The organism is Streptomyces sp. NBC_01314, assembly GCF_041435215.1.
Taxonomy (GTDB): Bacteria; Actinomycetota; Actinomycetes; order Streptomycetales; family Streptomycetaceae; genus Streptomyces.
The window spans coordinates 6003172-6017374 of the sequence record NZ_CP108394.1; the positions used below are offsets into that span (position 1 = coordinate 6003172).

18 protein-coding genes are annotated in these 14203 nt (G+C 69.7%); 11 read left to right on the forward strand and 7 right to left on the reverse strand.

Annotated features, from left to right (window positions below; genetic code table 11):
• Positions 1-39: 39 nt before the first annotated feature.
• The 4 genes from OG622_RS26315 to OG622_RS26330 all read left to right on the forward strand — a co-directional run bounded on the left by OG622_RS26315 (position 40) and on the right by OG622_RS26330 (position 1840).
• Positions 40-873 carry a helix-turn-helix domain-containing protein gene (locus OG622_RS26315; RefSeq protein WP_371579078.1) on the forward strand — a complete coding sequence of 278 codons (834 nt, stop codon included), beginning with the start codon at positions 40-42 and terminating at the stop codon, positions 871-873.
• Positions 870-1070, forward strand: a complete 201-nt coding sequence (locus OG622_RS26320) for a DUF397 domain-containing protein (protein WP_371579080.1) — start codon at positions 870-872, stop codon at positions 1068-1070. Before OG622_RS26315 ends, OG622_RS26320 begins: the two co-directional genes overlap by 4 nt.
• A 66-nt stretch (positions 1071-1136) precedes the next feature.
• Complete coding sequence (locus tag OG622_RS26325; RefSeq protein WP_371579081.1) at positions 1137-1445, forward strand: hypothetical protein; 309 nt, start codon at positions 1137-1139, stop codon at positions 1443-1445.
• Entirely contained in the window at positions 1442-1840 is a 399-nt protein-coding gene (locus OG622_RS26330) for a hypothetical protein (protein WP_046707398.1), read from the forward strand. The genes OG622_RS26325 and OG622_RS26330 overlap by 4 nt, the downstream gene beginning before the upstream one ends.
• Positions 1841-1894: 54 nt before the next feature.
• Here OG622_RS26330 and OG622_RS26335 read toward each other — a convergent pair whose 3' ends face one another.
• The 6 genes from OG622_RS26335 to OG622_RS26360 form a co-directional block, all read right to left on the reverse strand.
• Positions 1895-3358: an ATP-binding protein gene (locus tag OG622_RS26335; protein ID WP_371579082.1), complete on the reverse strand. Its 1464-nt coding sequence runs from the start codon at positions 3356-3358 to the stop codon at positions 1895-1897.
• Positions 3355-4089: a response regulator transcription factor gene (locus OG622_RS26340; RefSeq protein WP_046707396.1), complete on the reverse strand. Its 735-nt coding sequence runs from the start codon at positions 4087-4089 to the stop codon at positions 3355-3357. The genes OG622_RS26335 and OG622_RS26340 overlap by 4 nt, the downstream gene beginning before the upstream one ends.
• A gap of 218 nt (positions 4090-4307) precedes the next feature.
• Positions 4308-4502 carry a hypothetical protein gene (locus OG622_RS26345; RefSeq protein ID WP_371579083.1) on the reverse strand — a complete coding sequence of 65 codons (195 nt, stop codon included), beginning with the start codon at positions 4500-4502 and terminating at the stop codon, positions 4308-4310.
• 68 nt (positions 4503-4570) lie between these two features.
• Positions 4571-5773, reverse strand: a complete 1203-nt coding sequence (locus OG622_RS26350) for a S1C family serine protease (RefSeq protein WP_371579084.1) — start codon at positions 5771-5773, stop codon at positions 4571-4573.
• 215 nt (positions 5774-5988) lie between these two features.
• A complete protein-coding gene (locus OG622_RS26355) occupies positions 5989-7011 on the reverse strand; it encodes a LacI family DNA-binding transcriptional regulator (protein WP_371579085.1) in 1023 nt (340 codons plus the stop codon).
• A gap of 105 nt (positions 7012-7116) precedes the next feature.
• Entirely contained in the window at positions 7117-7905 is a 789-nt protein-coding gene (locus OG622_RS26360) for a response regulator transcription factor (protein WP_371579086.1), read from the reverse strand.
• Positions 7906-8120: 215 nt separating this feature from the next.
• Here OG622_RS26360 and OG622_RS26365 point away from each other — a divergent pair, with 215 nt between their 5' ends.
• The 7 genes from OG622_RS26365 to OG622_RS26395 all read left to right on the forward strand — a co-directional run bounded on the left by OG622_RS26365 (position 8121) and on the right by OG622_RS26395 (position 13732).
• Complete coding sequence (locus OG622_RS26365) at positions 8121-9008, forward strand: alpha/beta hydrolase (RefSeq protein ID WP_371579087.1); 888 nt, start codon at positions 8121-8123, stop codon at positions 9006-9008.
• Positions 9009-9130: 122 nt separating this feature from the next.
• On the forward strand, positions 9131-9385 hold the full coding sequence (locus tag OG622_RS26370; protein WP_371579088.1) for a MoaD/ThiS family protein: 255 nt from the start codon (positions 9131-9133) through the stop codon (positions 9383-9385).
• Between the two features lie 10 nt (positions 9386-9395).
• Positions 9396-10814, forward strand: a complete 1419-nt coding sequence (locus tag OG622_RS26375; protein WP_371579089.1) for a hypothetical protein — start codon at positions 9396-9398, stop codon at positions 10812-10814.
• A gap of 200 nt (positions 10815-11014) precedes the next feature.
• Entirely contained in the window at positions 11015-11743 is a 729-nt protein-coding gene (locus tag OG622_RS26380; protein ID WP_371579090.1) for a DUF2993 domain-containing protein, read from the forward strand.
• Between the two features lie 411 nt (positions 11744-12154).
• Positions 12155-12994, forward strand: a complete 840-nt coding sequence (locus OG622_RS26385) for a sulfurtransferase (protein WP_371579091.1) — start codon at positions 12155-12157, stop codon at positions 12992-12994.
• 92 nt (positions 12995-13086) lie between these two features.
• Positions 13087-13374 carry a DUF1416 domain-containing protein gene (locus OG622_RS26390; protein WP_037688344.1) on the forward strand — a complete coding sequence of 96 codons (288 nt, stop codon included), beginning with the start codon at positions 13087-13089 and terminating at the stop codon, positions 13372-13374.
• 97 nt (positions 13375-13471) lie between these two features.
• Positions 13472-13732, forward strand: coding sequence for a DUF3099 domain-containing protein (locus OG622_RS26395; RefSeq protein WP_371579092.1), 261 nt, complete (start codon positions 13472-13474; stop codon positions 13730-13732).
• A gap of 56 nt (positions 13733-13788) precedes the next feature.
• Here OG622_RS26395 and OG622_RS26400 read toward each other — a convergent pair whose 3' ends face one another.
• Complete coding sequence (locus OG622_RS26400) at positions 13789-14151, reverse strand: DsrE family protein (RefSeq protein ID WP_351408870.1); 363 nt, start codon at positions 14149-14151, stop codon at positions 13789-13791.
• Positions 14152-14203 lie beyond the last annotated feature (52 nt).

A 14203-nucleotide genomic window follows, 5' to 3' on the forward strand; every position in this document is an offset into this window, starting at 1 on the left:
CGGCGTTGTCTGGCGCCCCAGACAACGGCGAGGGGTGACATGGGCGAAGTCGTTGACGGGGAACGGGAATCAGGGCGGGTCGCGCTCGGGCGGACACTGCTGTTCCTGCGCGAGAAGGCGGGCAGGACGCTGGCCCAGCTGGCGGCGGAGACGTCGTACGACAAGAGCTATCTCTATCGCCTGGAGAAGGGGGAGAGGCTCTCCAAGCGGGCGGTCATGGAGGACCTGGACGCCTATTACGAGTGCGGTGACCTGCTGGTTCGCCTCTGGCGGGACGCGCGCAAGGAGGTCATCAAGGACAAGTACAAGGCGTTCATGGAGCTGGAGGCGACGGCTCGCGTCATGTGGATGTTCCAGCTGCGGGTGCCGGGAATCTTGCAGACCGAGGACTACGCCCGCACGGTGTTGTCAGGGTTGTCTGGAGCCCAGACAACGCCAGGCAACAGCGAGGAGATCGAGGAACAGGTGGCTGCGCGTATGGGACGGCAGGAGTTGCTGCACCGGCAGCCGGCGCCGAGCATCCGCGTGATCCTCGATGAGGGAGCGGTGCGGCGAGCTGTGCCGAAGGCGAAGGTGTGGGAGGACCAGCTCTCGCACCTGGTGGAGGCTGCGGAGTTGCCCTCCGTCGCCATTCAGGTGTTGCCCTGGACGGCCGGGGTGCACGACCTCATGGACAGCCACCTCTGGCTCTTTTGGCAGCGAACCGGCGATGCCGTTGCCTACGCGGAGGGCAACGGGATCGGCGAGTTGATCGACGATCCGGACAAGGTTCTGGCCTTCCGGCTGTCCTACGATCTCGTCAGGGACGCGGCGCTGCCTCCGGCCGAGTCGACCGCGTTCATCAAGCGCCTTCTGAAGGAGTGCAGATCATGAACCGGACCCTCGACCTCGGCACCGCTGTGTGGCGCAAGTCGTCGTACAGCGACGGGGGTGGCACGAACTGCCTCGAAGTCACCGACGAAATCCCCGGCATAGTCCCCGTCCGGGACAGCAAGGCCCCGGACCGCCGTCCGCTCCTGTTCTCCACCCGCGCCTGGTCCGCCTTTGTCGAGGTCGTCGCGGCTGACTGAGCACCTTCGGGTGAAAGGGGTCTCGGAGGTGGGGCACTCTCGCCGTGGTGTGACTATGGTGCATCCATGGCAGATAGCACGACCATTCAGGTGTCCAAGCAGGCCCGCGATCATCTCGCACAGGTCGCCAAGGAACGCGGCATGACCCTCGGCCAGCTCATCGAGCGGCTGGCCGCGGAGCAGCCCACGGCGGAACAGATCGCGGAGCGGGTCGCCGCCACGCGCAAGGTGCTGCGTGAGCGCATGGGGTGCACGCTCACCGACGAGGAGTTCGACGGCGGGCCGGACGTCCTGGCCAATATCTACGCGATGGCTGCGGAGAAAATGCGCTCCGGCCGCGAGATGACGCGCCCTGACCAGGGGCGCGCCGCGTGATCGTTCTCGACACGGGCGCGGCCCTCGCGCTCGCGCGCGGCCACGAGGCCATGCACCGCCTCGCGGACAACGTCGCGCATACCCCCGGTGACTGGTTGCACATTCCCTCCCTGTGCCTCATGCGGGCGGAGGAGAAGGACGAGGGCATCGGACGGGCACTGCTCGCGCTGCCGGGCATCCACGTCGATCCGCTCGGGCAGACGGCCGCTGTGACGGTGGGCGGGATGGTGCGCGACGGCTGGGGCGGAGCCGATACCTGTCATGCTCTCTACGTCGCCACGCCGCACCTGGAGACGGGCGGCATGTCCATCATCCTGACGGGTCACGAGGACGACTACCCGCCGGGCGTACTCGCCATCGACATCGACTCCCCCGGAATGCTCGGCTTCCACTGAGGCTCCCCAGAAGCGGTCACGGACTCTTCCGGCTCGGTGGCGAATCTCCTCCGGCTACTCCGGCGCTCCCGGCGGCGGAGTAGCCGCCCCCGGCAGCCGTACCGTCGCCAGCGTGCCGCTGCCCTCGGCTCGCGCCAGGGACACCTCGCCGCCCGCCTGCTCGACCGTGCGGGCCACGATGGACAGGCCCAGGCCCGAGCCCGGCAGGGCCCTCGCGCTGGGGGAGCGCCAGAAGCGGTCGAAGACGTGGGGGAGTTCGTCGGCGGGGATGCCGGGGCCGTGGTCGCGGACCGTGAGGACACCCGCGTCGAGGGAGACCTCGATCGTGCCGCTCTCGGGGCTGAACTTCACCGCGTTGTCGAGGATGTTGACGATCGCGCGCTCCAGCGCGGACGGCTCGGAGCGGACGTACCAGGGCTGGAGGTCCGCCGTGATCGTCAGCTCGGGCCCGCGCAGCCGGGCCCGGCGCAGGGCCGCCTCCACGGTCTCCTGGAAGTCGACCACCTGGAGATGACGGCCTCCCTGCTGACCCGCTTCCGAACGTGACAGCTCCTGCAAGTCACCTATCAGCGCGGCCAGTTCGGTCATCTGGGCCTTCACCGAGGCGAGCAGAGCCTTGCGGTCGTCCGCCGGGATCGGGCGGCCCGTCTCCTCGCTGCGGGTGAGGAGTTCGATGTTCGTCCGGAGGGACGTGAGGGGCGTACGGAGTTCGTGGCCGGCGTCCGCGATCAGTTGTTGCTGCAGTTCGCGGGAGTTGGCGAGTGCGCCCGTCATCGAGTTGAAGGAGCGGGAGAGGCGGGCGATCTCGTCCTCGCTCTTCTCCTCGACGGGGATGCGGATGCTCAGATCCTCGGTGCGCGCCACGTGTTCGACGGCTTCCGTGAGCTTGTCGACCGGGCGAAGGCCCGCGCGGGCCACGGCCAGACCGGCCGCACCGGCGCCGACGACTCCGATGCCGGAGACGAGGAGGAGGAGCAGCGCCAGCTCGTTGAGCGTGGACTCGGTGCCCTTGAGCGGTACCGCCACCACATAGGCGGCGTTCCGCATCACGTATTGAACCCCGCCGTCCTCGACCACGAGTGCCGTGGCCAGTACTCGTACGGAATTGCCCTCGCTGTCAGTGCCGTTGCGGATCTCCCCGGTCTTGATCTTGGGGTTCTTGGCCATGTCCTTGTCGCTTTCGGCGACGTTCACCACACCCGTGGAGTTGGGGAAGACACACTTCGTGCCGTCCGCCTTGACCACCTGGGAGTACCCCTTGTTCCGCGGCCCGAAGAATGACTGCGACGGCACCTCGGGGCAGGCGGTGAGGACGCTCTGCTCAACCATCTGCTTGGGCAGCGCACGGCTGACCATAGACTTCAGATCGTTGTTGATCTCGTCGTCCAGCTTCCCCTGCACGATGAACCAACACGTCACCGACACCGCCGCCACCGCGAACGCGACCGCCGCCGCGACCAGCATCGACAGCCGGGCCCGGATCGGCAGGGACCGATAGCGGCTCAGGAGCTTCTTCACTCCGCGCCGCCTTGCCGCAGGACGTACCCGACACCCCGCACGGTGTGGACGAGCCTCGGCTCGCCGCCCGCCTCGGTCTTGCGGCGCAGGTACATGACGTACACGTCCAGGGAGTTGGAGGAGGGCTCGAAGTCGAAGCCCCAGACGGCCTTCAGGATCTGCTCGCGGGTGAGGACCTGGCGCGGGTGGGCCATGAACATCTCCAGGAGTGTGAACTCCGTGCGGGTCAGCTCCACCGGGCGTCCGCCCCGGGTGACCTCCCGTGTCGCCAGGTCCATCCGCAGGTCCGCGAAGGTGAGCGCCTCGTCCACCTCGGCGGCGTCGGTCAGGGCGGACGCGTACGTGCTGCGGCGCAGCAACGCGCGGACGCGGGCGAAGAGTTCGTCCAGCTCGAACGGCTTGACCAGGTAGTCGTCCGCACCGGCGTCGAGGCCGGTGACACGGTCGCCGACCGTGTCGCGGGCCGTGAGCATCAGGATCGGGGTCGTGTCGCCGGCGCCGCGGATCCGGCGGGCGGCGGTCAGCCCGTCCATCCGCGGCATCTGGACGTCGAGGATCACCAGGTCCGGCTTGTACGCGGTCGCCTTCTCCAGCGCGTCCGCGCCGTCGACGGCGACCTCGGTGCCGTAGCCCTCGAAGGCGAGGCTGCGCTTGAGTGCGTCACGCACCGCAGGCTCGTCGTCGACGATGAGGATGCGCTGGGGTTCGGGGGCGCCTTCGGCGGGGCTCATGGTGGTCTTCGTTTCCTCGGGTGCGGTGGTTTACAAGGCCGGGGCGCCGTAGGGGTTCTCGTGCGTTGCCTGGTGCGGGTGCGTTGTGGCTGGTCGCGCCCGCGCGGCGGTAGCCGCATGGTCAGCACTGCCCCGCGCCCCTGAAGGGGCGCGCGCGATACTGCTCTAGCCTTGCACGTCCCCTGGCCGTGCAGTAGCCCGTGAGAGTCCCGTGAGGATCAGCCGCGAACCGTGCGGCGGTGCGGTCGCGCGACCGTGGTGCGGCGGGCCGTGCCTCGGGTGGCGGACGCCACCTCGGGGGCCCGGGTCACCGGCGGATGCAGTTCGGCGGCCACCGCGAGGGCGAGGTCCAGCCCGGCCGGGTCGCCGGCGGTCTCGACGGTGTGCGAAATCTGCGCGATCTGCCTGGTCATGTCGGACTCCTCGGGCTCAGCGGGACGGGACGGACGGGAAGGGAACTACCTGGTCGGAGCGCTGGACCTCAGTCCGAGCCGCCCGCCCGCAGCGTGCTCAGGTCGGCCTTGACGGTGTTGACCGGGATCGCGAAGCCGAGGCCGACGCTGCCGGCGCTGGACGACGAGGAGTCCGCGGCGGAGTACATCGCCGAGTTGATCCCGACGATGTTGCCGTTCATGTCGATGAGGGCGCCACCGGAGTTGCCCGGGTTGAGGGAGGCGTCGGTCTGGAGGGCCTTGTACGTGGTCGTGGAGGAGCCGGTGTCACCGTTGAACTCCTGGCCGCCGAACTCGAACGGCCACTGGCCGCTGCCGCCGCCCTGCTGTTGCTGCTGCTGGCCCTGGCTCTCGTCCGTCGAGACCGTCACGTCACGGTCGAGGGCGGAGACGATGCCGCTGGTGACCGTGCCGGTCAGGCCCTCGGGGGAGCCGATCGCCACGACCTGGTCGCCGACCTTGACACCGGCGGAGTCGCCGAGGGTGGCGGCCTTCAGCCCGGAGGCGTTCCGCAGCTTGATGAGGGCGAGGTCCTTCTTGCTGTCGGTGCCGACGACCTCGGCCGTGTAGGACTTGCCGTTGCTCGTCGTCACCTTGATCTGAGAGGCGCCGGAGATCACGTGGTTGTTGGTGATGATCTCGCCGTCGCTGGTGATGATCACACCGGAGCCGGTGGACTCGCCCGCGTTCGAGGTGGCGCTGATCTCCACGATGCTCGGGCTGACCGCCGTGGCGACCCCGGAGACCGTGCCCTTCTGACTGGTCGGCACCACGCTGGTGCTGGTGGAGCTGGAGGCCACGGTGTCCGTGCCGGTCAGCTCCTGGATTCCGTACGCCGTACCGCCGCCGATCGCCGCCGCGACGAACGCCACGGCCGCCAGCAGCGCGATCGGACCCCGGGCACGCCTTCTCGACGCGGGCGCGGGCGTCGATCCGGGGGTGGCGGCGGAGGAGACCGGCTCGGTGAGGAGCGCGGTGGGAGCCGAGGCCGTCGCGGCGGTGGGCTGCCCGTACGTGCCGTACCCGGCCGCAGGCCCCGCCGGAGCCGGGGGCGCCGCCGGGTCGTACGCCGGCGGGGGCGGCCACTCCGGGTTCACCGGGGCGGAGGCGGGCTGCTGCTGGAGGTACGCGGGCTGCTGTCGGGTCTCGCCCTCGGCGGACCCGGAGTGCTGCTGCTGGTCACCCTGGTAGGGGTTCTCGTACTCGCCGCTGCGGCGGAAGCTCTCGGTCATGACTCAGAGCCTGCCGCCCGACCATGAGACGTTCCTGAGTGCTCCCTGAGAACCACGCCAGAACCTCGTTCGCCCCATATAAAGGCGCCGGAGCCCCGCAGGCATGAGAAGCAAGGGGTTGCCGTGCGGTGATGCCGACTTCCGAGGGGCGCGGGGAACTGCGTGATCAGCCACAACGAACCCGCGGTCAGCCACGACGGGCAGCCCCTACGGCGCTACTCGCAACCGCAGGACCGCCGGGCCACCAACCTCGACGGGAACAGCTTCACCCGCTCCCGCCGGGACCCGGGCACCCGAATCCCGTCATCGAGCACCAGATCCACCGCCGCCCGAGCCATCCCCGTACGATCCGTCCCGATCGTCGTCAGCGGCGGATCCGTGAGCGCCGCCTCCTTGACGTCGTCGAACCCGACGACAGCCAACTCGCTCGGCACCTCGATCCGCAGCTCACGCGCGGCCCGCAGCACACCGATGGCCTGGTCGTCGGTGGAACAGAAGATCGCCGGCGGCCGGCCCGGCTCGGCCAGCAGCTTCAGCGCCACCTGGTACGCGTCGTACCGGTTGTAGGGCGCCTGGAAGAGCCGTCCCTCGGTCGGGATCCCGGCCTCGTCCATCGCGCGCCGCCAGCCCTCGACGTGGTCGGAGACGGGGTCACCGACGAGCGGGGTCTCGGCGATACCACCCATACAGGCGACGTACGCGTAGCCGTGCGAGAGGAGATGCTCCACGGCGAGCTGCGCGCCGCCGAGGTCGTCGGTCACCACGGCCACGTCGTCGATCGCCTCGGGCCGCTCATGCAGCAGTACGACCCGCGCGTCCCACGCCTCTATCTCGGCGGCGGCGTTGTCGTTGAGGGCGTGGCTGACGAGGATCAGCCCGGAGACGCGCATCCCGAGGAACGCCCGCAGATAGTGGACCTCGCGCTCGGCGACGTAGTCGGAGTTCCCGACGAGGACCATCTTGCCGCGCTCGGCGGCCGCCTGTTCGACCGCGTGCGCCATCTCGCCGAAGAACGGCTGGCGCGCGTCCGGGACGATCAGACCTATGAGCTCGGTGCGGCGCGACGCCATCGCCTGGGCGACGCGGTCGGGCCGGTACGACAGTTCCTTGATGGCGGCGAGGACACGCTCGCGCGTGGCCGGGGCAACCGGCCGGGGTCCGTTGTTGATGACGTAACTGACGACGGCGGTCGACGTACCCGCCAGTCTTGCCACGTCATCCCGAGTCACCTTGGCCACACCCGGAGTCTACGCGGATAAATCGCCCCTGGGCAGGGCGTACGGGAGCCTCCCTGCGCGGTGGCCGTGTGTATGCCGCCCCGCAGGGACCCGATGGGCGGGCCGCTACGCCTCGGCCGCGATCTCGACCGTGTCCAGGGACGCCGTCTCGTCCGCATCCGCCGCCTTTGAGGAGGCCGCGGAGGCCGCCTTGTTCTTCGCGTCGTCACCGGCGCGCTCCGCCTTCTCGGGCGTAACGAATCGATAACCGACGTTCCGGACGGTCCCGATCAGCGACTCGTGCTCGGGGCCGAGCTTGGCGCGAAGCCGTCGTACGTGGACATCGACCGTGCGCGTACCGCCGAAGTAGTCGTAGCCCCAGACCTCCTGGAGCAGCTGGGCGCGGGTGAAGACGCGGCCCGGGTGCTGGGCGAGGTACTTGAGAAGCTCGAACTCCTTGAACGTGAGGTCGAGGACGCGGCCCTTGAGCTTGGCGCTGTAGGTCGCCTCGTCCACCGAGAGATCGCCGTTGCGGATCTCCATGGGGGAGTCGTCGTTGACGATCTGCTGCCTGCCCATGGCAAGCCGCAGCCGGGCCTCGACCTCGGCGGGGCCGGCGGTGTCGAGGAGGACATCGTCGATGCCCCAGTCCGCCGTGACGGCGGCGAGGCCGCCCTCGGTCACGACGAGGATGAGGGGGCAGCCGGGGCCTGTGGAGCGGAGCAGCTGACACAGGCTGCGGACCTGCGGGAGGTCACGGCGTCCGTCGATCAGGATGACGTCCGCACCGGGGGTGTCGACGAGAGCGGGGCCTTCCGCCGGGGCCACGCGCACGTTGTGCAGCAGCAGGCCGAGGGCCGGAAGCACCTCGGTGGAAGGCTGGAGGGCATTGGTCAGGAGCAGCAGAGAACTCATACGTCTGGTTCCTCCTCGGTCCCTGCGAGGACGTGTGTGGCACTGTGCGGCACCGCGATGTTCACTGCGGTGCTTCACCGTGTTCTGCTCTGCGATCCCGGGGCCCGTACATCTGCGGTCACCTGGTGTTTCCCGCTCGTATACAACGCTTCCGAAAGCACAAAAGGACCCGGGGGCGACATTGCCCGAGTCCTCTGTCCAGCAGAATAGCCCACATGAGTGCTGGTCCGGCAGGCCATGTGACGCGTTCCTTCGACATTCCGAACTCTGAGACGGCCGATCGAACCTCTCCGAGGCCGCCCCGAACCCCTTCGCGCAGGTTTCTGGGCACTGACGACGGGGTGAATATCGAGGCCGTATACGACCCGAAGGCCGTTGTATACAACGGCTCCGACGGCACCGGAACTCCATCTTCCGGCCACCTGGCCGTCGTCGTCGCACACGGCTTCACGGGTGACGTCGACCGTCCACATGTTCGGAGGGTGGCGAAGGCGCTCGCCCGGTACGGCTCCGTCGTCACCTTCTCCTTCCGCGGCCACGGAAGATCCGGCGGCCGCTCCACGGTCGGCGACCGCGAGGTGCTCGACCTCGCTGCGGCGGTCCGCTGGGCCCGCGAACTCGGCCACGAGCACGTCGCCACGGTGGGCTTCTCGATGGGCGGCTCGGTCGTCCTGCGTCACGCGGCCCTCCCCGGCGGTCCCGACGCGGTCGTCTCCGTCAGCGCCCCCGCCCGCTGGTACTACCGCGGCACGGCTCCCATGCGCCGCGTCCACTGGCTCATCACCCGCCCCGGAGGCCGCCTGGTCGGCCGCTACGGCTTCCGCACCCGAATCCACCACCGCGACTGGAACCCCGTCCCGCTCTCCCCGGTCGAATCCGTCCCTCTGATCGCCCCGACCCCGCTCCTGATAGTCCACGGCGACAGGGACGGCTATTTCCCGACCGACCACCCCGAAATGCTGGCTGCGGCGGCGGGTGATCACGGCGAACTGTGGCTGGAGAGAGGGATGGGGCACGCGGAGAACGCGGCGAGCGAGGAATTGCTGGACAGGATCGGGGAGTGGGTGACGAAGAAGGGGACGACAGGTACGACGCACCGCTAGCCGGCCCTCGCCTCGCCACCTGGGCCACGCCCGATCTTCGGGGCCCCGCTCAACCGCGGTTCCCCACATCGCCAACCGCCCCGTAGCCTGATCCCCGACACGACCGACCAAGAGGAACGCAGATGCCAAAGGGCACCGTCCGCTACTGGGCCGCAGCCAAGTCCGCAGCCGGCCTCGCCGAGGAGCCCTACGACGCGGCCACCCTCGCGGACGCCCTGAACACGGCCCGTGAGCGACACCCCGGTGAACTCGTACGCGTACTGCAGCGATGCTCGTTCCTCGTCGACGGAAACCCTGTGGGCACCCGTGCGCATGAGACGGTACGTCTGGCCGAGGGCGGCACGGTCGAGGTGCTCCCGCCGTTCGCAGGAGGGTGACCCCCACATCATGAGCAACCAGCCGTACGGGTACGAGGGCCACCCTGGACACCAGGGGCAGGGACACCAGGGACACCAGGGCTACGACGCCTACCAGGAACCGCAGGCGGAGCCCCAGCACTACCCGGCCCAGCCCCACCCCCAGGCGCAGCCGCAGCCGCACTGGCAGGGCTACGACGAGGGCCAGGCCGCCCACGCCCAGCAGTACACCCAGCAGTGGGAGGGCCAGACCTGGGAGACCCAGATCCAGCCCCAGACCCAGGCCCCGCCCGCCACCAACGCGGCGGAGACGGCCTACCTGCCCCCGCAGGCGGACGGCCCGAACGCGCAGTTCGGCCCGAACGGTCAGTTCGGCCAGGACGGCCAGAACAACCAGTACGGCCAGGACGGGCAGAACGGTCAGTTCGGCCAGAACAACCAGTACGGCCAGGACAACCAGTACGGCCAGAGCAGCCAGTTCGGCCAGCACCCGCCGCAGGCCGCTCAGCCGCAGGCGCCCGCGCAGACACACTTCCAGCCCGAGGCCCAGCGCCAGGCCCAGGCACAGCCCCATGCACAGTCCCAGGCCCAGCCTCAAGCACAGCCTCAAGCACAGCCCCGGACGGACCCTGCCGTGGCGCCCGAGGGGTCCGCGCCCGGCTATGGTCCGCCCACCCTCACCGGCAACACCCGTGTCACCGACGCCCAGCGGGCGCGGGCCGAGGGGCGGTCGCCGATCATCGAGCCCGGGATGCAGCCGGCGCTTCTCACGGCCGTGCTGGGCCTGCTGCTGGCCGGCGCCGCGGCGATCGGCGAGTACGCCCTCGCCGTCCCCCTGGTGGTCCTGCAGGCCGTGACCGCGGCGGGCTGGTTCCGGCTGAACGGCATGTGGCCGGCCCGGCAGGGCATCGTGCTGGCCTTCGCGGGCGCGCTCGCGGCGGACGCGGCGCTGTTCGCGGCCGGCCGGGAGCACGCGCCCGCCGTCATCCTCGGCACGCTGGGCGTGTGGGTGCTGCTCAGCATCGTGCTGGGGCTGCGCAGCCACGCGGACCCGGACGAGCGGATGTACGGACTGATGGCGACCGTGACCTCGGCGGCACTGTCGATCATCGCGACCGGCTACCTGGCGGCCCTGCCGGACGCGGTCACCGTGGGCGGCGTAGCGGTGGCGGTGGCCGTCCTGGCCCGCGCCCTGCCGCTCCCCACACCGGCCTCGGTGATCGTGTCCCTGCTGGCGGCGACCGGCGCGGGCATCGCCGTCGGCGGCGCCACCGACCTCGGCACCTCAGGCGCCCTCCTCGGCGCCGCCGCGGCCCTGTGCGCCCTCATCGGCCATCGTGTCGCCGCCTACGACTACCCCTCCCGCTTCGTCCACTTCACCGCGGGAGTCGCCCTCCCGCTGGCCGCCGCGGCCCCGGCGGTGTATCTGCTGGGCCGCGCGCTGGGCTGACCGGGGGCGGAACCCTGGAGGCGCGCCCACCCGCCCTGTCACAGGTGATCAACAAGGCCGGACACCCAACCCCGCCCATACGCCCGCGCGATTACTCTCGCGTGGAACGGCCACTCAGGTCGTTGAAGCCGGACCGGGCGTCGAAGCCGGACCGACCGCCGAACCGACCGCCGAGTGGACTACGTGGGGAACACCGAGAGATGCGCGCACTGCGAATACTTGTCATCGTCGCCGTGATCCTGGGCGGCCTCTTCGTGATCGCGGACCGTGTGGCCGTCGGCTTCGCCGAGGACGAGGCGGCCGAGCAGCTGAAGACCAGCGAGGGCCTGACGAGCGCCCCCGACGTGTCCATCAAGGGCTTCCCGTTCCTCACCCAGGTCGCGAGCGGCGAGCTCGACGACGTCGAGGTCGGCATCGAGGACTACGAGGCGAGCACGGGCAAGTCCGGCGAGAGCATCCGTATCGCCGATCTGCGGGCGAGCATGCGCGGCGTCGCCTTCTCCAGCGACTACAGCTCCGCCACGGCCGACAGCGCCACCGGCAGCGCGTCCATCGCGTACGACGAACTCCTCAAGGCCGCCAAGTCGGAGCCCACGCAGATCGTCACCGGCGTGACCGCCCAGGTCGTCGGCCTCTCCGACGGCGGCAACGGCAAGGTCAAGGTCGACATCAAGGTCGCGGTCCTGGGCAAGTCGACGACGTACCCGGTGCTCAGCACGGTCACCGTCGACGGCGACACCGTGAAGGTGCACGCCGACAACCTGCCGAACCTGGTCGTCGAGGCCGCGGAGGGTCAGGTCCGGTCGATCACCGACTTCGAACAGAAGATCGACGACCTCCCCGGCGGCATCAAGCTCGACAAGGTCGAGGCGGCACCGGACGGCGTGGAGATCACGGTGCGGGGTTCGAACGTCAGGCTGGCCGGGTAGTACGGGGGCGGGGTCCGATGGACCCGCGCTGTCCGGTGGGCGAGACGCCCATGTCCGCAGCGCAGCTGTGACGACCGATAAATCCCTCGGGAACCGGTGCGGCCCCCGCCCGTGCACCCATGCGGTCCCACATTGCGGACGATCGCGTCTCAATATGCGACACACCGGTGACACGTCCGCCTGTGCGTCCCTACGATCGACACTCATGAAGCGACAGGCGGATCTCACGAAGCGGCGGGCAGTAGACCTGTGCCGCGTCGCCGCCATGCTCTGTCGCACTTTCTGAGTGGCAGCCACGACTGCCGCCTTCCCCGTCGCCCTGCCCAGCCAGGGCACACCCGTGCGCGCCCGGCCCGATCGCCGTCAGGCGCCTTGCACACCCCGCCGCAACTGCCCCGGAGGAGAACGAGCATGAGCCGCAGCGACGTCCTGGTAGACGCCGACTGGGTCGAGGCCAACCTCGACGACTCGAACATCGCCATCGTCGAGGTCGACGAGGACACGACCGCGTACGAGAAGAACCACATCAAGAACGCCATCCGGATCGACTGGACGAAGGACCTCCAGGACCCGGTACGCCGTGACTTCGTCGACCAGGAGGGCTTCGAGAAGCTCCTGTCGGAGAAGGGCATCGGCAACGACACCCTCGTCGTCCTCTACGGCGGCAACAACAACTGGTTCGCGTCGTACGCCTACTGGTACTTCAAGCTGTACGGCCACGAGAACGTCAAGCTTCTCGACGGCGGCCGCAAGAAGTGGGAGCTGGACGCCCGCGAGCTGGTCGACGAGGTGCCGGCGCGCCCCGCGACCGAGTACAAGGCCAAGCCGCAGAACACCGCGATCCGCGCCTTCCGTGACGACGTCGTCGCCGCGATCGGCTCGCAGAACCTGGTCGACGTGCGCTCGCCCGACGAGTTCTCGGGCAAGCTGCTCGCCCCGGCCCACCTGCCGCAGGAGCAGTCGCAGCGTCCGGGCCACGTCCCGTCCGCCCGCAACATCCCGTGGTCGAAGAACGCCAACGACGACGGCACCTTCAAGTCGGACGACGACCTCAAGGAGCTGTACGCCGACGAGCAGGTGGACCTGGCGAAGGACACCATCGCCTACTGCCGCATCGGTGAGCGCTCCGCGCTGACCTGGTTCGTCCTGCACGAGCTGCTCGGTGTGGAGAACGTCAAGAACTACGACGGCTCCTGGACCGAGTACGGCTCCCTGGTCGGTGTCCCGATCGAGCTCGGCGCCAACAAGTAGGACCGGTCGGCAGTAGCCGTAGCCGGCAGTCAGCGAATACCCGTTCATCCCGACCGGCCTTCCTTCCGGTCAGACCTCTCTTGGAGAAAGACATGTGTGGAGCGAAGGCCGGCGGCCCGGACGCCTCGACGATCAAGCCCGGTGAGACCACGATCCAGGGTCAGGTGACCCGCGACGGCGAGCCGGTGACGGGCTACGTCCGTCTGCTGGACTCGACCGGCGAGTTCACGGCGGAGGTCCCGACCTCCGCGACGGGCCAGTTCCGCTTCTACGCGGCCGAGGGCACCTGGACCGTCCGCGCGCTCGTCCCCGGCGGCACCGCCGACCGCACCGTCGTCGCCGAGCAGGGCGGCCTGGCGGAGGTCGCGATCGCCGTCTGAGACGGTTGTTCCTGAACGGCTGAACGGCTGAGGGCCGTACCCCGGGTGTCCGACCCGGGGTACGGCCCTCAGCCGTGCGCGGGCCTACGCTGGAGACATGTACGCCCGCCGGCGCCACGCCTACTTCGCCATGATGGGCACGTGCCTCGCGCTCTTCGTCCTGGCGTGGGGTGTCGTACGCCTCTGGTCGGTCCCGGTCGCGGTCGGCATGTGCGTGGTCGCCATGGTCATCCCGCCGCTCGCCGCAGTCGTCGCCAACCGGCGCGGCCCCGACGACCGCTGGTGGGACGACCCCTCGGGTGACCCGAAGTCCGACGAGTGGTGGGACGAGCTGGACGGCAAGAGGCGCCGCCCGTAGCCCGGTATCAGCAGACCAGCGCGTATCAGCAGACCAGCGCGGCAGACGAACGCGTGTCAGTAGACGAGTGCCTGGGCGTCGTCCGCCAGCGCCTCCTGCACGAACACCTGCGCGCCCGCGATCCGTACGCCCTCGATGACGTCCTTCTCCGTGATGTCCCGGCGGGCGGCGCACTGCGTGCACAGGGTGAGCCGGCCGCCCGCGAGGACCGAGTCGATGAGATCCGGGAGCGGGGCGGCATGCGGCAGCTCGAACTCGGCGGCCCGGCCCGGCAACGCGAACCAGGCGGACTCGCCGGTCAGCCACAGCGACACCTCCACCCCACTGGCCACCGCCACCGCCGCCACGGTGAACGCCTGCGAACAGCGCTCGGGAGCATCAGCCCCGGCCGTCACCTTGATCACGAGCTTCTTCGCCATGGCCGCATGGTAGTCCGCACAGTGATCGTCGTCGCGGCCGAGCGGCGAAGGG